The 19,706-nt window shown below is 75.0% G+C and carries 16 protein-coding genes; 12 read left to right on the forward strand and 4 right to left on the reverse strand.

Features of this window, described 5'->3' with window-relative positions; translation table 11 throughout:
* Nucleotides 1–2: 2 nt before the first annotated feature.
* Nucleotides 3–986 (forward strand): Bug family tripartite tricarboxylate transporter substrate binding protein, encoded by a 984-nt coding sequence (locus ABD067_RS15560; protein ID WP_343896260.1) that lies wholly within the window; start codon nt 3–5, stop codon nt 984–986.
* A gap of 6 nt (nt 987–992) precedes the next feature.
* Here ABD067_RS15560 and ABD067_RS15565 read toward each other — a convergent pair whose 3' ends face one another.
* Genes ABD067_RS15565 through ABD067_RS15575 form a run of 3 tightly spaced genes read right to left on the reverse strand, consistent with a single transcriptional unit; the run spans nt 993 to nt 4,596 of the window.
* Nucleotides 993–2,129: a glycosyltransferase gene (locus tag ABD067_RS15565; protein ID WP_343896261.1), complete on the reverse strand. Its 1,137-nt coding sequence runs from the start codon at nt 2,127–2,129 to the stop codon at nt 993–995.
* On the reverse strand, nt 2,126–3,058 hold the full coding sequence (locus tag ABD067_RS15570; RefSeq protein ID WP_343896262.1) for a hypothetical protein: 933 nt from the start codon (nt 3,056–3,058) through the stop codon (nt 2,126–2,128). Before ABD067_RS15570 ends, ABD067_RS15565 begins: the two co-directional genes overlap by 4 nt.
* Nucleotides 3,055–4,596 (reverse strand): glycosyltransferase, encoded by a 1,542-nt coding sequence (locus ABD067_RS15575; RefSeq protein WP_343896263.1) that lies wholly within the window; start codon nt 4,594–4,596, stop codon nt 3,055–3,057. Before ABD067_RS15575 ends, ABD067_RS15570 begins: the two co-directional genes overlap by 4 nt.
* Here ABD067_RS15575 and ABD067_RS15580 point away from each other — a divergent pair.
* The 3 genes from ABD067_RS15580 to ABD067_RS15590 all read left to right on the forward strand — a co-directional run bounded on the left by ABD067_RS15580 (nt 4,565) and on the right by ABD067_RS15590 (nt 7,980).
* Nucleotides 4,565–5,857, forward strand: coding sequence for a hypothetical protein (locus tag ABD067_RS15580; protein ID WP_343896264.1), 1,293 nt, complete (start codon nt 4,565–4,567; stop codon nt 5,855–5,857). The two genes, ABD067_RS15575 and ABD067_RS15580, sit on opposite strands and share 32 nt — an antisense overlap.
* A 77-nt stretch (nt 5,858–5,934) precedes the next feature.
* Complete coding sequence (locus tag ABD067_RS15585; protein ID WP_343896265.1) at nt 5,935–7,200, forward strand: alpha-hydroxy acid oxidase; 1,266 nt, start codon at nt 5,935–5,937, stop codon at nt 7,198–7,200.
* A gap of 18 nt (nt 7,201–7,218) precedes the next feature.
* On the forward strand, nt 7,219–7,980 hold the full coding sequence (locus tag ABD067_RS15590; RefSeq protein ID WP_343896266.1) for an SDR family NAD(P)-dependent oxidoreductase: 762 nt from the start codon (nt 7,219–7,221) through the stop codon (nt 7,978–7,980).
* A 13-nt stretch (nt 7,981–7,993) separates the two neighbouring features.
* Here the strand turns inward: ABD067_RS15590 and rsmI are convergent, their stop codons facing one another.
* The gene (gene rsmI, locus ABD067_RS15595) at nt 7,994–8,935 is read right to left on the reverse strand and encodes a 16S rRNA (cytidine(1402)-2'-O)-methyltransferase (protein WP_408871564.1); all 942 of its coding nucleotides are present in this window, start codon (nt 8,933–8,935) and stop codon (nt 7,994–7,996) included.
* Between rsmI and ABD067_RS15600 the strand changes: the two genes are divergently transcribed.
* From ABD067_RS15600 to ABD067_RS15635, 8 genes are all read left to right on the forward strand, one after another.
* Nucleotides 8,929–10,089 carry a penicillin-binding protein activator gene (locus tag ABD067_RS15600; RefSeq protein ID WP_343896267.1) on the forward strand — a complete coding sequence of 387 codons (1,161 nt, stop codon included), beginning with the start codon at nt 8,929–8,931 and terminating at the stop codon, nt 10,087–10,089. The two genes, rsmI and ABD067_RS15600, sit on opposite strands and share 7 nt — an antisense overlap.
* 26 nt (nt 10,090–10,115) lie before the next feature.
* Nucleotides 10,116–11,528 carry an ATP-binding protein gene (locus tag ABD067_RS15605; RefSeq protein ID WP_343896268.1) on the forward strand — a complete coding sequence of 471 codons (1,413 nt, stop codon included), beginning with the start codon at nt 10,116–10,118 and terminating at the stop codon, nt 11,526–11,528.
* A gap of 114 nt (nt 11,529–11,642) precedes the next feature.
* Complete coding sequence (locus tag ABD067_RS15610; protein ID WP_343896269.1) at nt 11,643–11,852, forward strand: hypothetical protein; 210 nt, start codon at nt 11,643–11,645, stop codon at nt 11,850–11,852.
* 146 nt (nt 11,853–11,998) lie between these two features.
* On the forward strand, nt 11,999–12,583 hold the full coding sequence (locus ABD067_RS15615; protein ID WP_343896270.1) for a nucleotide exchange factor GrpE: 585 nt from the start codon (nt 11,999–12,001) through the stop codon (nt 12,581–12,583).
* Between the two features lie 152 nt (nt 12,584–12,735).
* Nucleotides 12,736–14,736: a molecular chaperone DnaK gene (dnaK, locus tag ABD067_RS15620; protein ID WP_343896284.1), complete on the forward strand. Its 2,001-nt coding sequence runs from the start codon at nt 12,736–12,738 to the stop codon at nt 14,734–14,736.
* 118 nt (nt 14,737–14,854) lie between these two features.
* Nucleotides 14,855–16,012 carry a molecular chaperone DnaJ gene (dnaJ, locus tag ABD067_RS15625; RefSeq protein WP_343896271.1) on the forward strand — a complete coding sequence of 386 codons (1,158 nt, stop codon included), beginning with the start codon at nt 14,855–14,857 and terminating at the stop codon, nt 16,010–16,012.
* A 68-nt stretch (nt 16,013–16,080) separates the two neighbouring features.
* Entirely contained in the window at nt 16,081–18,066 is a 1,986-nt protein-coding gene (locus tag ABD067_RS15630) for a hypothetical protein (protein ID WP_343896272.1), read from the forward strand.
* A gap of 35 nt (nt 18,067–18,101) precedes the next feature.
* The gene (locus ABD067_RS15635; protein WP_343896273.1) at nt 18,102–19,349 is read left to right on the forward strand and encodes a class I SAM-dependent methyltransferase; all 1,248 of its coding nucleotides are present in this window, start codon (nt 18,102–18,104) and stop codon (nt 19,347–19,349) included.
* Nucleotides 19,350–19,706: the final 357 nt, after the last annotated feature.

The raw sequence follows: 19,706 nt of genomic DNA on the forward strand, positions 1-19,706 counted from the left end.
CGATGCGGTTCGAACGACGGTCACTGCTCGGCGCGTTGGCGGCCGGGCTGCTCCCCGCGCCGGCGGCGCTGGCCCAAGGCGCCTCCTACCCGGATCGCCCGGTGCGCTTCATCGTCCCCTTCCCGCCCGGCGGCGGCACGGACGTTTGGGCGCGCATCGCCGCCGAAGGGATGCAGGCGGAACTCGGGCAGCCGATCGTCATCGAGAACCGCGGCGGCGCCGGCGGCATGGTGGGGACGGAGGCCGCAGCGAAGGCGCCGCCGGACGGCTACACGCTGCTCTTCACCATCACCACGCACATCCAGACGCCGGTGGTGACCAAGCGCTTCCCCTACGACCCGGTGGCGGACTTCGCGCCCATCGGGCGGCTCGGCACCACCGCCATCACCTTCTGCGTCGGCCCCGCCGTGCCGGCTTCGGTGCGGAGCATGGCGGAGTTCACCGCCTGGGCGCGCGACCGCGACCTCAGCCTGGGGTCCTACGCCGCCGGCTCTTCCGGGCACGCCTTCGCGCTGATGCTGGCGGAGGAGGCGAAGCTGCGGATGACGCACGTCCCCTACCGCGGCGAAACGCCCATGCTCCAGGACATGCTGGCCGGGCAGATCCACGGCGGCTTCCACAGCATGGCCTCCGCCGGCGAGATGATGAAGGCCGGTCGCGTCCGGCCGCTCGGCAGCAGCGGCGAGCGGCGCGTGCCCTCGCTCCCGGAGGTGCCGACCCTGCTGGAGCTGGGCTTCTCGCGCCGCTTCACCTTCAACGGCTTCTCCGGCCTCCTGGCGCCCGCGCGCACGCCGCGGCCGGTGGTGGACAGGCTGGTGCAAGCGTTCAGCGTCGTGGCCAACAAGCCGGAAACGCACGGGCGGCTGCTGGCGATCGACACCTTCCCGAGCTACCAGGACCCCGCGGCCTTCCGCGCGCAGATCGAGCGCAACCTGCGGGAATGGACGGAGATCGCCACCGCGCTGAACCTCTCCGTCGAAGGCTGACGCCGTTCAGGCGGCGGCCCGCGCCAGCAGCGCCGCCAGTTCGTCGTACTGCCGCGCCACCGCCGCCGCGCAGCGGAACGCTAGCAGGCGGGACGCGCGGCGGAGTTCGGCGCGGAAGCCGTCGCTCCGCCGGAACTCCCGCATCAGCGCCACCAACGCGGCGGTGTCGGCCGCGCCGTGGCCCGGGTGCTCCGCCGGCAGCCCCGCGAAGGCGTCGCGCGTGCCGAGCACCGGCAACCCGGCGGCGAGCGCCTCCACCGTCTTGACCTTCAGGCCGGTCCCGCCGGCCATCGGGTTCAGCACGCATTCCACGGCGCGGTAGAAATCCCCCGGCTCCCGCACCGGGCCGAGCAGCACCGGGCGGGAGCGCAGGCGGAGGTCGCGGCGCGCGATCTGCCCGGCGAGCAGCCAAGGGAGGTCCGGCGCGTCCGCCAGCGCCGCGTCCAGCGCCCGCACGGAGGCGACGTTCCACGGGTTGGCGCTGCCGAGGTAGCCGAAGGCGGCGCGGGGCGGCGGGGGCTCGGCGCCGCCTTCGACGAGGAAGCGCAGCGGCGGCATGTGGCCGAGGGTGAGCACCGGCGCGGCGCTGCGTTCCCGCAGGACCGCCGCCTCCGCCTCCTGGATCGCCAGCACGAGGTCCGCCCGCGCCAGGCCGCGCGCCTCCTCCGCGCGCGTGGTGAAGAACCAGGAAGGGTCGAGCCCCTCCGCCCGCGCAGCGAGGTGCCGGTCGCCGAACAGGTCGTGCGTGTCGAGCACCCGCAGCGCCGCGCCGGCGATGCCTTCGAGGACGCGCGACATCCAGACGTAGTGGACCAGCACGGCGTCGTGGCGCCCGCGGCGGTGCAGGCGCGCGACTTGGTCGGCGAGGAAGGCCGGGCACCAGTCGTCCAAGGCCCAGACGCCCGGCATCCCCGCCCGCGCCACCGGCTGCGGCTGGATACTGTGGAAACCGCCGCGCCAGAACTCCGACATGGCCGCTTCCTGCGCCGGCGCGGAGCCTTCCGTGGCGTAGTGGACGAACTCGCACACCACGCCGCGCGCCATCAGCTCCCGCCCCATCGCCTGGATGCGCGCGGCGTTCCCCTGGTCCGCGGGGTGCGACGCGATGGGCGAGACCACCAGCACGCGCGGCGGCCGCGTCACGGCAGCAGTTCCAGGCGTAACAGGACGGCGTGGGCCGGCGCGGGCACGGCCACGCCGAGGACGGGAACGCCCGCGCCGCCGGGCGGCCACCGTTCGGCTTCGAGGATGGTTTCGCCGGACCGGTGCTCGACGACGGTGGCGGGGAGGCGCCGCCCGTCGCCGAACAACGCGGCGCGGTGCGTTCCTTCGCCGCGCAGCACGGCGCGCAACCGGCCGGCGGGCGGCGCCCCCAGCAGCAGGCGGACCCGCCCCGTGCCGGGCAGTTCGAGGCCGTCCCGCCCGGCGGGAGCCGGCGCGTCGTGGATGAGCGCCGCGGCCGGGATGGACAGCGGCGGCCGGTGCGTCTGCCCCTCCTCCGGCAGCAGGGCGACGCTCGCCATGCCGTCCGCGATGGCCAGCGCGCGCGCCGACCAGCGCCCGCCCTGCGCCGCGCCGCCGGCGAGCGCTTCGGCGGCGCGGCGCAAGGCGGCGTGGATCGCGTCCAGCCGCGCCGGGGGCACCAGCAGGTCGTGCCGCTCCACCGCTTCGCCGGCGCCGAGCAGCAGCAGAATCCGCGCCCTCGGAGGCCCGGAAGGGAGATCGGCATCGGTGGGCAGGAGGAGAAGGGCGTCCGCGGGCAAGCCGGACGGCGGCGGGGTGGCGGCGAAGCGGACCAAGCGCTCCGGCGCGTCGCCCCAAGCGGCGGGCGCGCCGGCGAGCAGGGCGGCGTCGGCGGCGGGGTCGAAGCCGACCAAGGGCCGCCCGTCGGGGTGGCGGAACCGCCGCAGCAGCGCGGCTTCGGCGGGCGGCAGCGCGTCTGCGTCCGCGACGGCGCCGCAGAGCGCATCCGGCAGCCACGGGAACAGCGTTGGCGGGCCAAGGTCGAGCGTGCGCAGTCCGGGCAACGCGGCGCGGAGCAGCGCCGCGAGCAGGGGCGACGCCGGGCTCACGCCGCCCGCGCGCCGCGTTGCCCGGCGTCGACGTCGAGCAGGAGCCCGGCGCACGGCCCGTCCAGCACCCGAATCGCGCGGAGCGCCGCCCAAGGCGGCAGCAGCCCGTCCAGCAAGCCCGGTCGTTCCAGGCTGAGATCGGCCAGGCTCACGAGGTCAGGCGCCGCGAGCAACAGGCGGCACGGGCCTTCGACGCCGCCCAGCGCCCGCGCGACGGCCGCGGCGGTGAGGCCGGGGCCGAGCGCGAGCGCGAGCGCGACCGGCTTCGCTGGCGCGGCGGGGCGCGACGCCACGGGCCGCCCGCGCGAGGCCTCGATCAGCGCGCGGTACCGGAGCGCGACGGCGGGCAGCGCCATTTCGGTGGAGGCGAAGCGCCGCCCCGCCTCGCCGATCGCCCTGGCGCGGGCCGGCTCGGCGGCGAGGGCCGCCAGCGCCTCCGCCAAGGCCGGCGCCGCCCCGGCGAGCGGCACGCGCAGCACGGCGTCGCGCGGCAGTTCGGCATAGGCGCCGGTGTCGGACACGACGCAGCACACCCCCGCCGCGAAGCCGCGCGCTAGCGAGCCGGAGCTTTCCCCGGCGGAGGGGAAGCGGAGGTTCACCAGCGCGTCGGCGGCGGCGACGTGGTCGGTGAGCGCGGCTTCCGACAGGTAGCCCGCCACCCGCGCCCGGCCGCGCAGCGCCGGCCGCTCGGCGATGGCGGCGGAAAGCGGGAACTCCTCCGGCCGCTCCGCGCCGGCGTGGACCCAATGCGCCGCCGGGACCGCTTCGAGCGCTTCGATCAGCCAGTCGAAGCGCTTGGCGGACGTGGCGAAGCCGGCGGTGCAGACGAGGAAGGCGTCCGGCGGGACGCCGAGGCGCGCCCGCGCCTCCTCGCGCGGCGGCGCGGCGAAGGGGGGCAGGAGGTGCGGGATCACCTCGACATGCGCCGTGGCCGCCTCGCCGTGCAAAGCGCGCAAGCGGTTCCGGGCGAAGCGCGAATGCACAACCACGGCGCGGGAGCGCGCGAGCACCTCGCCGGCCATGTCGAACAGCAGGTGGTCGGCGCGGCTCCACCGGTCCTCCGCGGCGACGCCGCGGGCGTAGCGGGCGAAGGCGGGCGGCGCGTCGCGCAGGCCGGCGAGCAGCGTGTCGCGCGTCGCGCCGGCGGTCTGGCGTAGGTGGAGCAGGCCGGGGTCGTGGAGCGTCGTCACGCCCGGCACGCGGCGCAGCGCTTCGAGGACGAAGCCGTGCCCGGGGTTGTTGCCGAGCTGGTGCAGGACGCGCCCGTCGCCGCCCGCGATGGCCCGGTGCGCGAGCGCGGGGTCCACCACCGCGATGCCGGGCGGCGCGTCCGCCAGCCAGTCTTCGCAAGCCGCCTCGCAGTCGTAGTGCCGGGCCAGGGCGCCGAGCAGCATGGCCGCGTAGTCGGCGATGCCGTTCCGCTCCGGCGGCAGCGGGGTGAAGGCGGTGAGGCGGTCGAGGGGCACGCTGGACTCCGGTTCCGGCCGCATGGTAGCCGCGCCGGGCATGGACGGCACGGCGACGACCACCGCGGGCACGGCCTTCCCTTTCCTGCCCCTGTCCGCCGGCCGCCGCGGCCTCGCGCTGCGTTGCCTGCGCCGCTTCGGGCCGCACACGCTGCTGCTGTTCTGCGGCGGCGTCGAGGTGGGGCGGCTCGCGCTGGCCGAGGCCGTGGAGCCGGGCCGGACGGTGGAGGTGCCGGTGTCGCGCCTGCCGCGCGTGGCGTTGCCGGCCGAGTTGCGCCTGTGCGCCGGCGTCGCCGGGCCGGACCTCGCGCCACCTTGGGAGATCGCATCGGCCGACGCGGCGTTCGGCCTGCTCGGCGCGCCGGCGCCGGTCGTGGAGTCGCTGCGGCTCGACCACGGCGTGCTGCGCGGCGTCGCCACGGAGAAGGCGAACGGGCTGCTGGAGCCGGTGCTCTACGCCCGCGTCAACGACGCGGCGGCGCGCGCGGTGGCGGCGGAGGCGCCCGCGCCGCTCGCCGAGGGCGGCTGCGTGTTCCGCTTCGCCGTGCCTTTGCTGCCGGCCGACCTGGTGGAAGCGGGCCTCGCCGTGGACATCCACATGGTCGGGCTGCAAGCGCCGATCGCGCGCTTCGCCCTGGCGCCAGCGGGCGGGGTGGACACGGCGCGCGTCGCGGAGCTGGAAGGCAGGCTGCGCCGGTTGGAGGACGCGATGGCCTCCGGGCTCGACGCCATGGAGCACGCGATGCGCCGCCGCATGGACGCGCACGGGGAGCGCGTGGACGCCTTCATCGAGGCGTGCGCCTCCCTGCTGCTGGACCGGGTCGCCGCCGAGGACGCGCCGGCGGCCTTGCGCGCACTGGCCGGCAGCGGCGGCGACGGGCCCGAGGCGGCCGAAGCGGCGCCGCTCCGCCTCGGCGACCGGGTGGAGCTGCCGCCGGACTCGGGCCACCTCGGCTTCGGCTGGCATTCGCCGGAGCGGGACGCGGGGGGCTCCTTCCGCTGGATGGCGGACCGGGCGCTGGTGGTCAGCCCGGAGCCGCACCGCCCCCTGGCGGGCGTGACCCTGGAGGTGGGCCACCTCTACGGCGCGGCGGAACCGGCGCTGCGCGCCAGCTTCGACGCCCTGCCCTGCGCCGTGTCCGTGGAGCGCGAGGGCGACGGGCACCGCTTCCGCGTCCGCATCGCCCCTCCGGAGGGCACGGCGGCGGCGCCCTGCCGGACGCTGGTGCTGGAGGCGCTGGCGAGCGGCTCCCCGGCGCGGGACGGCGCCAGCCCCGACGCGCGCCTGCTCTCGGTGGCCGTGTACCGCCTGGTCTTCGACTACGCGGAATGACCCCGGCGCGGCCGCGTTGACCCGGCCCGGCTTTCGGCCTTGTCTGGCGGCCAAACAAGGGGGAGGAGGCCAGGCGCATGTCACCCGAGGGCCCGGTCCCGTACGGGGGGGACGTGGAGCAGGCGCCGCAGGCGCCCGCGGCGCAGCAGCCGTCCGAGGCGAGGCCCGCCGACCGCGCCCCGCGCAACCTGCGCGGCTTCCTGTCGCTCGAGGACTTCGAACGGGCGGCGCGGCGGCGCCTGCCGCGGATGCTGCACGGCTTCGTCTCCGGCGCCTGCGAGACCGACGCCTCGCTGCGCGACAACCGCGACGCCTTCGCCGAATGGGGCTTCGTGCCGCGCGTGCTGGTGGACACCTCGAACCGCGAGACGGTGACGGAGCTGCTGGGCCGGCGCTACGCCGCGCCCTTCGGCATCGCGCCGATGGGCGCCTCGGCGCTCTCCGCCTACCGCGGCGACCTCGCCTTCGCGCGCGCCGCCGCCGCCGCCGCGATCCCGATGATCCTCAGCGCCTCCTCGCTGATCCCGATGGAGGAGGTGCGCGCGGAAGGCCCGACCGCCTGGTACCAGGCCTACCTGCCGGGCGACCCGTCGCGCATCGAGCCGCTGGTGGACCGCGTCGCGGCGGCGGGCTTCGACACCTTCGTCCTCACCGTGGACGTGCCCGTCTCCGCCAACCGGGAAAACAACGTCCGCAACGGCTACAGCCTGCCGCTGAAGCCCACGCCGGGCCTGGCGTGGCAGGGTATCACCCACCCGCGCTGGCTGTTCGGCACCGCGCTGCGCACGCTGCTCAACCACGGCATGCCGCACTTCGAGAACATGGACGCGTTTCGCGGCCCGCCCGTGCTCTCCCGCGACCTCCAGCGCGCCTTCGGGCAGCGCGACGGGCTCGCCTGGGAGCACCTGGAGCTGATCCGCAACCGCTGGCCGGGCCACCTTGTCGTCAAGGGGATCATGTCGCCGGAGGACGCGCGCATCGCGCGGGACAGCGGCGCGGACGGCGTGATCGTCTCCAACCACGGCGGCCGCCAGCTCGACGGCACCGCCTCGCCGCTCCGCGTGCTGCCGGCGGTGGCGGAGGAGGCGCGCGGCATGGCGGTGATGCTGGACGGCGGCATCCGCCGCGGCACCGACATCCTGAAGGCGCTGGCGCTCGGCGCGCACTTCGTGTTCGTCGGCCGACCTTTCATCTGCGCGGCGGCGGTGGGCGGCGAGCCGGGCGTGAGGCACGCCATCCTGCTGCTGTGGGAGGAGGTCATGCGCGACATGGCGATGCTCGGCGTCACCGACCTGGCGGGCGTGGGGCCGGAATTCCTGCTGCGCCTGCGCGGCGGCGGCTGAACGGGAGGCGGACGCACCATGGACGTGAAGGGCATCGCGGCGCTGGTCACGGGCGGCGGTTCCGGCCTCGGCGCGGCGACGGCGGAGGCGTTGGCGGCAGCGGGCGCGCGGGTCCTCGCAATGGACCTGAACGCGGAGAACGCGGCCGCGGTGGCGTCTCGCACCGGCGGCGCCTCCGCGGCGGGCGACGTGGCGGACCCGGCGGCGGTGGAAGCGGCGCTGGACGCGGCGGCGGCGCTCGGCCCGCTGCGCCTCGTGGTGAACTGCGCCGGCATCGCGCCGCCGGCGCGCGTGGTGGGCAGGAACGGCCCGCACGACCTGGCGCTGTTCGAGCGCGTGGTGCGCGTCAACCTGATCGGCACCTTCAACGTGATGCGGCTGGCGGCGGCGCGGATGGCGGCGCTCGACCCGGTGGGCGAGGACGGCGAGCGCGGCCTGGTGGTCAACACTGCCTCCATCGCCGCCTACGAGGGGCAGGTCGGCCAGTGCGCCTACGCCGCGAGCAAGGCCGGCGTGGTGGGACTCACCCTGCCCGCGGCGCGGGAGCTGGCGCGGAGCGGCATCCGCGTGGTGACGATCGCGCCCGGCCTGATCCAGACGCCGATGATGGACGGGCTGCCGCCGGCGGCGCAGGAGTCGCTGCGCGCCATGTCGTTGTTCCCGAAGCGGCTTGGGCGCGCGGAGGAGATCGCGCGGCTGGTGCTGGCGATCGCGGCCAACCCGCTGCTGAACGGCGAGACCATCCGGGCGGACGGGGCGCTGCGGCTGCCGCCGGCGTAGCGCGCCATCCGCCCTACGCGGCCCCTTCCCGGCCCTTCTCCAACGCCCGCGCGTAAACCCGCCGTCGCGGCAACCCCGTCGCTTCCGCCACGGCCGCCGCCGCGTCGCGCACGCTCATGCCGGCCGCCATCGCCTCGTCGAGCCGCGCGTCCAGTTCCGCCTCGCCGCTGACCTCCAACGGCGCCGGACCCACCACCACGGCCACCTCGCCGCGCGCCGGCTCCGCCGCGTAGCGCGCCGCCAGCTCCGCCAGCGTCCCGCGCCGCACCTCCTCGAAGCGCTTGGTCAGCTCCCGCGCCACCGCCGCCGGGCGCTCGCCGCCGAACGCCTCCGCCATCGCCGCGAGCGCTTCCGGCAAGCGGTGCGGCGCCTCGTAGAGCACCAGCGTCGCGGAAAGCCCGGCCCGCTCCGCCGCCCGCACGCGCGCCAGCGCGGCGGCGCGCGGCCCGGCGCGGGGCGGCAGGAAGCCCAGGAACAGGAAGGGTTGCGGTGGCAGGCCGGAGAGGGTCAGCGCCATCACCGCCGCGTTCGGCCCCGGCACCGCGCCCACGGCCAAGCCCTCCGCGATGGCGGCGCGCACCAGCCGGTAGCCGGGGTCGGAGACCAGCGGCGTCCCGGCGTCGGAGGCCAGCGCCAGGCGCTCCCCCGCCCGCAGCCGCGCGAGCACGCGCGGGGTCTGGTCATCCTCGTTGTGGTCGTGCAAAGGGAGCAGCGGCGCCGACACGCCGTGCCGCGCCAGCAGGCCGCCCGTGACCCTGGTGTCCTCGCACAGCACGGCGTCCGCGCCGCGCAGCGCCTCCAGCGCGCGGGGCGACAGGTCGCCGAGGTTGCCGATCGGCGTCGCCACCAGCGTCAGCCGGCCGCCGCGGCCCGCTTCCGCGCCGGCGTCGGAGGGCGCAACATCGGCGGCCGCGGAGGGCGCCCGTCCGGGTTCAGCAGGAGGTTCGTTTGCCAGGTCCGTTCCACCCCATGGCGACGCCGCGCGGCGTCGGGCGCCGCCGTCTCCTGGCGGCGCTGCCCCTGCTCTTGCCCGCCGCCGCCTGCGTGTCGCAACCCCCCGCGCGGCTCGGCGGCATCCCCGCGCCGGTGCTGCCGAGCGCGCAGCGGGAGAAGGTGGGCCTACTGCTGCCCTTGTCCGGCCCGAACCGCCAGCTCGGCCAGGCCATGCTCAACGCCGCGCAACTGGCGCTGTTCGACCAGGGCGACCCGGGCATCGAGCTGCTGCCGCGCGACACGGGCGGCACCGCCGCCGGCGCGGCGGAAGCGGCGCGAGCCGCCATGGCGCAGGGCGCGCGGGCCATCGCCGGCCCCCTCACCCTCACCGAGACCGCCGCCGCCGCCCAGGCCGTGCGCTCCGGGCGGGGGGCCTCCATGCTCGCCTTCACCAACGACGCGTCGCAGGCCGGGGGCGGCGTGTGGGTGCTCGGGCTGACGCCGGCCGAGCAGGCGGAGCGCATCACGGCCGCCGCCGCCAACGCCGGGGCGCGGCGCTTCGGCCTGCTGGCCCCGGCCGACGAGCTCGGCCGCCGCCTCGCCACGGGGATGCAGACGCGCTTGTCGGCCCTCGGCCTGCCCCCGCCGGTGACGGTGCTGCGCCCGCCCCGCGGCGACGCCGCCGGCGCGGCCCGCGAACTCGCCGCCCAAGCGGGGCCGGAGGGGCTGGACGCGGTGCTGCTCGGCGAAACCGGCGCTTCGGCCAAGGCGGCGGCCGCGGCGCTGGCCTCGGCCTTCCCGACCCCGCCCCGCCTGCTCGGCACCTCCCTCTGGATCTCGGACACTGGGTTGGCCGGCGAGCCCGCCTTGGCGGAGGCCTGGTTCCCCGCGCCGGACCCGGCGGCGCGCGCCGGCTTCGAAAGCCGCTACATGACCGCTTTCGGCGAGCGGCCGCCGCGCATCGCCGCCGTGGCCTACGACGCCGCCGCGCTGGCCGGCCGCGCGGCGCGCTTCGGCGCGCCGCCTGTTGGCGAGGCGATGATGGGCGCCGACGGGCCGATCCGCCTGCTCCCGGGCGGCATGGCGCAGCGCGGCTTGGCGATCTTCGCCCTCGACGCCTCCGGCCAGCCCAGGCTGGTGCAGCCCGCGCCGGTGCCGGGCGCCGCGGGGAGCTGACGGCCGCCCGGCCGGGGGGTTCCGCGGTGCCGGAACCGTCCTTCTGGCGCGTCCTCCGCGCCGCGGGGCTGATCGGCGCGATGCCCGTCCTGGCGTTGCTGGCGCTGCTCTGGGGAGGGCACGTGTCGCCCGCGCCCGGCTTGGTGGCGCTGTCCGCTTGCGCGCTCGCGGCGCTGCTGCTGGCGCGGCTCTGGATCGGCGACCTGGAGCGCTTGTCGGAAGCGCTGCGGCGCGCGGCCACGTCGGATGGCGAGGAAGAGGAAGCGGAGGACTCCGGCGGGCCGCCACCGCCCCCGGAGGCGCCGGTGCTGCCCGCGGCGCGGGAGGTGGCCGACGGCGTGGCCCGCCTCGCCCGCGACCTGGCCGAGCGCCGGCGGATGGTGGGCCGGCTCCGCCGGGCCGACGATGCGATCGTGGAAGGCTTGCCCGACCCGCTGCTGGTGCTCTCCCCCGGCCGCGCGCCGCTCCGCGCCAACGCCGCCGCGCGGGCCCTGTTCGGCGCGGGCGACGGGGGCAACCGCCTCGGCGGCGACGTGGCCGCGCTGCTGCGCCACCCCGCGCTGGCGGACGCCGTGGACCGGGCCCTCGCGCAGCGCAAGCCGCAGTCGGCCGACCTCGTGCTGCCGGTACCGGTGCCGCGCGAGCTGTTGGCGCAGGTGGTGCCGATGGAACCGGCGCTGGCCGACGGCGGCCGCTTGGTGGTGCTCCTGTCCGACCGCACGCGCGAGCGCGCGGTGGAGCGGATGCGTGCCGACTTCGTCGCCAACGCCAGCCACGAGCTGCGCACGCCGCTGGCCAGCCTGATCGGCTTCATCGAGACGCTGCGCGGCCCGGCGGAGGACGACCCGGCGGCCCGCGCCCGCTTCCTCGCCATCATGGCCGAGCAATCAGAGCGGATGCGGCGCCTGATCGACGACCTGCTCGGCCTGTCGCGCATCGAGCTGGCCGAACACCAGCCGCCGGTCGGCCGGGCTCGGCTGGCGGAAATCGCCCGCGCCGAGGCGGCGGCGCTGGAACCCTTGCTCCGCGGCCGGCGCATGACCCTGGCGCAAGAGCTGGACGACGCGGCGGTCGCGGCGCCGGCGGACGCGGACCAGCTCGCGCAGGTGGTGCGCAACCTCCTGGAGAACGCCGTCAGGCACGGGCGCGAGGGGGGCGGGGTGCGCCTCCGCGTGGCGCGGGCCGAGGCCGGCGGGCGCCCGGGCGTTTCGTTCACGGTGGCGGACGACGGGCCGGGCATCCCGCGCGAGCACATCCCGCGCTTGACGGAGCGCTTCTACCGGGTGGACCGCGGGCGGTCGCGGGCCGCGGGCGGCACCGGCCTCGGCCTCGCGATCGTCAAGCACATCGTCAACCGGCACCGGGGGCAGCTCTCCATCGAGAGCGAAGAGGGCGCCGGGGCCAGTTTCCGGGTGTGGCTACCCACCCCACAACCTTAGAGTTGAATATGAAATCGGAACAATAACTCCGGACGCAAACTCGCGCTTGCCTTCCTCGCGAAAACGTCATTCAATGCTCTCGCATTCGCGAGATCATTTGGCCGCGAGGTTTTCATGGCCCACCCCGTCTTCCTCAGGACATCCCTCGCGTCCGGCTACGCCGCGGACAGTCACGCGGCATACGCGCCCGATTGGAAGCCGTTGGAACCCGCGAAGCGGCTGTTGCGGCGCTTGAACCGGTGGGCCGCCCCCGGGTACCGCCCGGAATTGCACTACATGCGCGGCGGCCGCACCCCGGGCGCGAAGTCCCTGTCCGCGCGCTGACGTCGCCGTTCGGCGTCCCGTTCCGCGTGGCTTGGCGGTTGTTCTGGCGGACGGCAGAGACTACCTCAGCGCCGTCCGCCCGAACGGGCCCCAGCGAAGCGATGCCAGTTCGCGGCCCTTGCCGCGCCGCGCCGGAACGAATGCACATGAGCGACCCCGCCGAAACCCCACCGGCACCCGACCGGGCGGAACAACCCGACACGGCCGCTGGAGCGGCCGCCGGCACGCCGGAAGAACGCGTCGCGGCCCTCGAAGCGGAGGTGGCGCAGCTCCGCGACCGCTGGCTCCGCGCTGAGGCCGAGACCCAGAACTTCCGCGCCCGGGCCGAGCGCCAGATCGCGGACGCCCGCAACTACGCCATCCAGAAGTTCGCCCGTGACGTGGTGGAAGCGGCGGAGAACCTGCGTCGCGGCCTCGACGCCCTGCCCCCGCCCGCGCCGGACGAGAGCGATTTGCTGGCCAAGCTGCGCGGCGGCTTCGAGGGCGTGGAGCGCTCCTTCCTTTCCGTGTTGGAGCGCAACGGCGTCGTCCGGCGCGACGTCGTGGGCGAGCCCTTCGACCCCGAATTCCACCAGGCCATGGCCGAGCAGCCCGCCACCGGGGACGCGAAGCCGGGCACCGTGCTGCAAGCCTGGACGCCGGCCTGGATCTTGAACGGCCGCTTGCTGAAGCCCGCCATGGTGGTGGTCGCCGCCGGCGCCGCCGCCAAGCCGCAGGACACGGCCGCCTAAGTTTTCATCACTCGTCGCCGGCGCCCGCACTTGTTCGGCCGTGGCGCCGGAATACATCACAGGGTAGCGGCCCGCCCCGGTCACGGCGGGCGGGTCCGCCATCCATCCGACCACCCCCAAGGGGAACTCAACTGGGGACGGGCGCGGCGCCGATCGGCGGGCCGCCCCCGCCCGCCGCGAAGGAGCCTGAACGGATGAGCAAAGTCATCGGCATCGACCTCGGCACGACCAATTCCTGCGTCGCCATCATGGAAGGCAAAGAGACGCGGGTCATCGAGAACGCCGAAGGCGCCCGCACCACCCCCTCCATGGTCGCCTTCGCCAAGAACGGCGAGCGCTTGGTCGGGCAGTCGGCCAAGCGCCAGGCCGTCACCAACCCGTCCAACACCCTCTACGCCGTCAAGCGCCTGATCGGCCGCCGCTTCGAAGACCCCATGGTCAAGAAGGACATGGGCCTCGTCCCCTACAAGATCGTGCGCGCCGACAACGGCGACGCCTGGGTCGAGGTGGACGGGCAGAAGTACGCGCCCCAGCAGATCAGCGCCTTCGTCCTCGGCAAGATGAAGGAGACGGCCGAGGCCTTCCTCGGCGACAAGGTCACGCAGGCCGTCATCACCGTCCCCGCCTACTTCAACGACGCCCAGCGCCAGGCCACAAAGGAGGCGGGCTCCATCGCCGGCCTCGAGGTGCTGCGCATCATCAACGAGCCGACGGCGGCCGCCCTCGCCTACGGCATGGACCAGAAGAAGGCCGGCACCATCGCGGTCTACGACCTCGGCGGCGGCACCTTCGACGTGTCAGTGCTGGAGATCGGCGACGGCGTGTTCGAGGTGAAGTCCACCAACGGCGACACCTTCCTCGGCGGCGAGGACTTCGACCAGCGCGTCATCGACTACCTGGCCGACGAGTTCCGCAAGGAGCAGGGCATCGACCTGCGCGGCGACAAGCTCGCCCTCCAGCGGCTGAAGGAAGCCGCCGAGAAGGCCAAGATCGAACTGTCCTCGTCCAAGCAGACCGAGATCAACCTGCCCTTCATCACCGCCGACGCGAGCGGCCCGAAGCACCTGGTCATGCAGCTCACCCGCGCGAAGCTCGAGGCGCTGGTGGACGACCTCGTGCAGAAGACGCTGGAGCCGTGCAAGCAGGCGCTCAAGGACGCCGGCATGGCGCCCAACGAGGTGGACGAGGTGATCCTGGTCGGCGGCATGACCCGCATGCCCAAGGTCATCGAGGCGGTGAAGCAGTTCTTCGGCAAGGAGCCGGCGCGCAACGTCAACCCGGACGAGGTGGTCGCCATCGGCGCCGCCATCCAAGGCGGCGTGCTCAAGGGCGACGTCAAGGACGTGCTGCTGCTCGACGTGACTCCGCTCTCGCTCGGCATCGAGACGCTGGGCGGCGTGTTCACCCGCCTGATCGACCGCAACACCACGATCCCCACCAAGAAGAGCCAGGTGTTCTCCACCGCCGACGACAACCAGAACGCGGTGACCATCAAGGTCTTCCAGGGCGAGCGGGAAATGGCGGCGGACAACAAGCTGCTCGGCCAGTTCGACCTGACCGGCATCCCGCCGGCGCCGCGCGGCGTGCCGCAGATCGAGGTGACCTTCGACATCGACGCGAACGGCATCGTCAGCGTGCAGGCCAAGGACAAGGCCACTGGCAAGGAGCAGCAGATCCGCATCCAGGCCAAGTCCGGCCTGTCGGACGCCGACATCGAACGCATGGTCAAGGACGCGGAGGCCAACGCCGAAGCGGACCGCAAGCGCCGCGAGCAGGTGGAAGCGCGCAACGGTCTGGAGGCGCTGGTCCACAGCACCGACAAGACCCTGAAGGACAACGGCGACAAGATCCCGGCCGCCGAGAAGGCCGAGGTCGAGGCCGCCATGTCCGAGGCGCGCAAGACCCTGGAAGGCGGCGACGCCGACGCCATCAAGGCGGCGGGCGAGAAGCTGTCCCAGGCGGCCATGAAGATGGGCGAAGCGCTCTACAAGGCGCAGTCGGCCGAGGCCCAGGCCTCCGCCCCGGGCGGCGACGAGGCGGGCGGCGGCGGAGCCCAGGGCGGCGCGGGCGGCCAGGGCCCGGGCGGCAAGTCCGACAAGGTGGTGGACGCCGACTTCGAGGAAGTTGACCCGAACAAGAAGAAGTCGGGTTAAGCTCTGCCAGATGTGTGGCGCCCGGTCCCGGCCGTTCGGGGCCGGGCGCCCGCGTGTCCGGAGCGCGGCGTGACCGCTGCGGCGTTCCACGCGCCTTGACCGAAGGAACCCGGCCGACATGGCCAAGCGCGACTTCTACGAAACCCTCAACGTCCAAAAGGACGCTTCGGACGACGAGATCAAGAAGGCCTACCGCAAGCTGGCGATGCAGTTCCACCCCGACCGCAACCAGGGGAACAAGGACGCCGAAGCCCGCTTCAAGGAGGTCAACGAAGCCTATGATGTCCTGAAGGACGCCGAGAAGCGCGCCGCCTACGACCGCTACGGCCACGCCGCTTTCGAGGGCGGCATGGGCGGCGGCGCCGGGGCCGGGGCCGGTCCCGGCGGCCCTTTCGGCGGCTTCGAGGACATCTTCGAGGAGATGTTCGGCCGCTTCGGCGGGGGCGGCGGGGCGCGGCGGCAGCGCCAGGCCTCCGGCCGCGGTGCCGACCTCCGCACCTCGGTCGAGATCGGGCTGGACGAGGCCTTCGCCGGCACCAAGAAGACCATCTCCGTCCCTTCCTCCGTGTCCTGCGAGGCCTGCAAGGGCTCCGGCTCGGAGAGCGGCGCGTCGGCCTCCACCACCTGCAACACCTGCCAGGGCGCGGGCAAGGTGCGCGCCCAGCAGGGCTTCTTCCTGATCGAGCGCACCTGCCCCACCTGCGGCGGCAGCGGCCGCACCGTGCGCAATCCCTGCAAGGTGTGCGGCGGCGCCGGCCGGGTGCAGCGCGAGCGCACCCTTTCCGTGTCCGTGCCAGCGGGCGTCGAGGACGGCACCCGCATCCGCCTCGCCGGCGAGGGCGAGGCCGGGTTGCGCGGCGCGCCGGCGGGCGACCTCTACGTGGACGTCGGCGTCCGGCCGCACGGGCTGTTCCAGCGCGACGGCGCCAACATCTTCGTCCGCGTGCCGCTCCGCATGTCGCAGGCGGCGCTCGGCAGCCAGGTCGAGGTGCCGGTGGTGGACGGCGGCCGGGCGCGGGTGACGGTGCCGGCCGGCACCCAGACCGGCGACCAATTCCGCCTGCGCGGCAAGGGCTTCTCCATCCTGCGCAGCGCCGCGCGCGGCGACATGTACGTGCAGGTGGTGGTGGAAACGCCGCAGAACCTGTCGCGCCGCCAGCGGGAGCTGCTGGAGGAGTTCGAGGCGGAAGCGGCCAAGGACGGCCGCTCCTCCCCAGAGAGCGAGGGCTTCTTCGCCAAGGTGAAGGAGTTCTGGGACGGGCTGGGCGGGCGCTGACCGGCGCCGCTCGGTTGACGCCGCGGAAGCCGCTCCGGTAAGGCCGCGGCGACTCCGCGAAAGCCGCGATGCCGCCCGACATCCCGACCGACCCCGGCCCCTACGCGGCCTTCATCGCCCGCTACCTGATGCAGCCCGTGGCGCCGGGCTCGTCGGAGCCGCGCGCCGCCGCCGAAACGGAAGCGGCAGTCGGCGGCGACCGCTGGTTCTGGGCCGACGACAACGCGAAGGTACTGGAATTCCTGACGCTCCCGGCGGTCTGGCGCCGGCACCCGCGCGAGGTGGCGGACGCCTTCCGGTTCCTGGCATCGCTCTGCCACGGCCCATTCATCCTCCGCCGCCGCGGCCACCCGCGCTTGGAAGAGGTGTCGAACGACGGCGGCGGCCGCGCCCGCTTCGCCCACACCTTCATGTCGATCGAATGCGACCTGCCCAAGGGGGTGGTCCAGGTGGGCATGCGGTTCCACGACGGCCGCAACGCGCGCAACCTCACGCTGACCGGCAACCACGTGCAGTTCGTCCAAGGCGGGGTCCGCCACACGCTCGATGCCGAGGACGCGATCGCCGCCTGGGACATCCGGCGCGGGGATGACGGACGACTCCGCCTCTGGCACGCCAGCGAGCTGTTCTTCGACGGCGGCGGGACGCGGCTGCGCCTCGGCCGTTTGACCTACGCCTACGGCTTCGACGCGCGCTCCATGGCGATCGACGCGGAAGCGGCGCTCGACCTCGACCCCGCCGCCGGCGACGTGTCCGAGGTGGTGCTGACCATCGGGCAGGACGACCTCAGCCACGGCGCCGGCGGCGTCGGCTACGGCGCGCTGCACGCGGAGGTGCCGGGGCCGGCGCCGCCGCTGCGCGTCCTGGCCGGCGAGCCCGCCAAGCGCCGCCACCCGGCGCCGGGCGCCGCGTACTGGTGCCTGGCCCAGCGGGACGGCATGCGGGGCTTCGCGCTCGGCATCCATTCCCTGCCGCGCGAACCCGCGCGCGTCTCGGCGTTCCGCGTGGCCGGCCGGGTCCCGGACCGCCTGCACTGGGTGGCCAGCGAACACCTGTTCCCCGCGCCGGCGCGGGGCGCGCGGCTGGTGGCGGCGGAGCGGAAGTGGATCACCTCCGGCGGGTTCTACGACCGCGTTTCCGATTGCGCCGGGCTGCTGCGCGGCCACGACGCCGCCCCCGGGGCCGTGCCCCTGGACCTCTCGGTCTCCTACGACTACGGCGCGGAGCTGGGCGCCTTCGCCCGCTGCGTGCGCGGCCTCTCCGGGGACGGCGGCCCGTCCGACCCGCGGCTGCGCGACGAGGCGCGCGCCCTGTACGACCGCTATCTCGGAGTCTACGCCGAGAACCTGCTGGGCGCGCACCGCGGCGGCGATGCCGGCGCCGTGTTCTCGCGCCCCCTCGCCTTCGTGGCGCAAAGCCTGGTGGACATGCTCGCCGCCACGGGCGAGGCGCGCTACCGGGAGATGCTGCGCGGGGCGATGGAAGTGCTGCTGGCCTTCCAGCGCACGCAAACCGACGTGGCCGGCGGGCCCAGCGCCGTGTTCCTGATGGGGCAGAGCGGCGGCTCGGCCGTCCCCTTCATGGATTGCCACAGCGCCGCGCTGCTGGCGCTGGTGCGGGCGATGCCGGTGCTGGAGGACGAGCGCTTCGCGGCGGCCCTAGACCACGGCCTGGGCGCCTACTGCCTCGCCACCCTGCGGTTCGAGCTGGGCCGGCTGCGGAGCAAGCAGGACACGGTCGGGGTCGATTTCGTGGACTCCGCCGGGAAGCGGCGCGTCATGGGCGGCGAGTGGAATTTCTGCGCCGCCCTGACGCTGCGCGCCTTCAAGGCGCTGCGGCGGTCGCGCCACCCCGCGATCCAGGCGATCGAGGAGAAGCACCGGGACCGCCTCGGCCTGCTCGCCGCCGTCATGCACGACCAGATCCGGCGCTCCATGCGGCCGCGGGAGGGCGGCGCCCTGGAAGTCCGCACCTCGGTCCTGTCTGGCGAGGGCAATTCCGAAACGCAGCCCTGGGCGGCGCTGGCGCTCGCCGAGGACGCCCTGGACGACTGAACGCGCGGCCCGCCGCGGGCGGAAGGCCCCCCCAATTGCAGACCATCCGCGACCTCGCCGAACTGGACGCCAAGATCGACGAGTGCGACCGCGCCGAGCGCGTGTCCGACGACGCCTTGCGCGCGGTGTTCGGCACCTTCCGCATGGAGCCGCCGGCGTCCCTGCCCCCGGACCCCTTCTCGCCCGAGTACCGCGAGTTCCAGCTCGGCCTCCACCGCGACGTCGCCGGCCGCCCCTACTCCACCGCCAACGAGGAAACGCCCTTCGACGTGGAGCGCGCGGCGCTCCGCCCCTTCCCCTTCAGCACCGGCAGCGGCCAGACCGCGGGCGAGCACTTCATGGCGGTGGAACTCCTGCTGCGTGCGATGGCGCTGCCGCCGAACGCCCGTGTGCTGGAGTTCGGGCCGGGCTGGGGCAACACCACCGTCATGCTGGCCAAGCTCGGCCACCGCGTCACCGCCGTGGACATCGAGCCGCGCTTCTGCGAGCTGATCCGCCGCCGCGCCGCGCGCGAGGGCGTCGAGGTGGAGGTGGTGAACGCCGACTTCCTGTGGGCGGAGGGGGCCGGCGCGCGGTTCGACGCCGCGCTGTTCTTCGAGTGCTTCCACCACTGCGCCGACCACCTGCGCCTGCTGCGGGCCTTGCGCGGGGCGCTGGCGCCGGGCGGGCGCGTCTTCTTCGGCGCCGAGCCGATCACGCCCGGCTTCCCGATGCCGTGGGGCCTGCGGCTGGACGGCAACTCGCTGTGGGCGATCCGCAAGAACGGCTGGATGGAGCTCGGCTTCCGCGACGACTACTTCCAGCAGGCGCTGGCGCGCACCGGCTGGTTCGGCCGCAAGCACGCCTGCCCGGACCCGGCTTGGCTCACGGTCTGGGAGGCCGGCCGGCGCGAGGAAACGGTGCTGCGCTTCCCGGCCGACAAGCCGCCCATCCAAACAGCGGTCGGGCAGCGGCGCGGCGGCCTCCTCGAATTCCTCGGCGCGGAGGGCACCGGCGCCTACGGCCCCTACGTGGCCCTGCCGAGCGGCCGCTACGTCGCCCGCCTCCGGTTCCGCGCCGGCTGGGCGGCCGGGGGGACGGCGGTGCTGGACGTGTCCGCCGACGTCGGGGAAGCCCGGATCGCCTCCAAGCCCTTCGAGGCGGCCCGGCTCGCGGAGGCGGGCATGGCGGTGGAGCTGCCCTTCGAGGCCGCGTCGGACCTGGCCGGCGTCGAGGTCCGCCTGTTCTGCCGGCCCGGCTTCACCGGTGCGTTGGAAGCGGTGGAGATCGCCCCGGTCGCCTAGCCCGCGGTCGCCCCGGGCCGAAGCGTCCGGGACGCGCCGGCCGCCGGGCCGACAACGGGTCCGGCCGCGCGCGACCAGCACCGCTCCCGCGGTCGGCAAGCCGCAGCCGCCGATCCGCAGCAGCGCCGCGCCGCGCGTAGCGGAGCAGGCCGAAGTGGTCGAGCAGCACGGCGGGGCGGTGCCGCGCCCGCCGGTTGCGACGCTGTTGGCCGCGGCCCCGCCCAGCAGGCCAGGCGAGGTACAGGGAAGCGCGAGGGCGAAAAGGCTGGATCGATGGACTTATTTCTGTTCATTAATGGAACCGAATCGGGAGGGCGGCGTTGTCCGAAAGCCCGTCGCTTTCCCCCCAGGCGGCGG

The sequence above is a fragment of the Craurococcus roseus genome, from assembly GCF_039523795.1.
GTDB classification, from domain to species: Bacteria; Pseudomonadota; Alphaproteobacteria; order Acetobacterales; family Acetobacteraceae; genus Craurococcus; species Craurococcus roseus.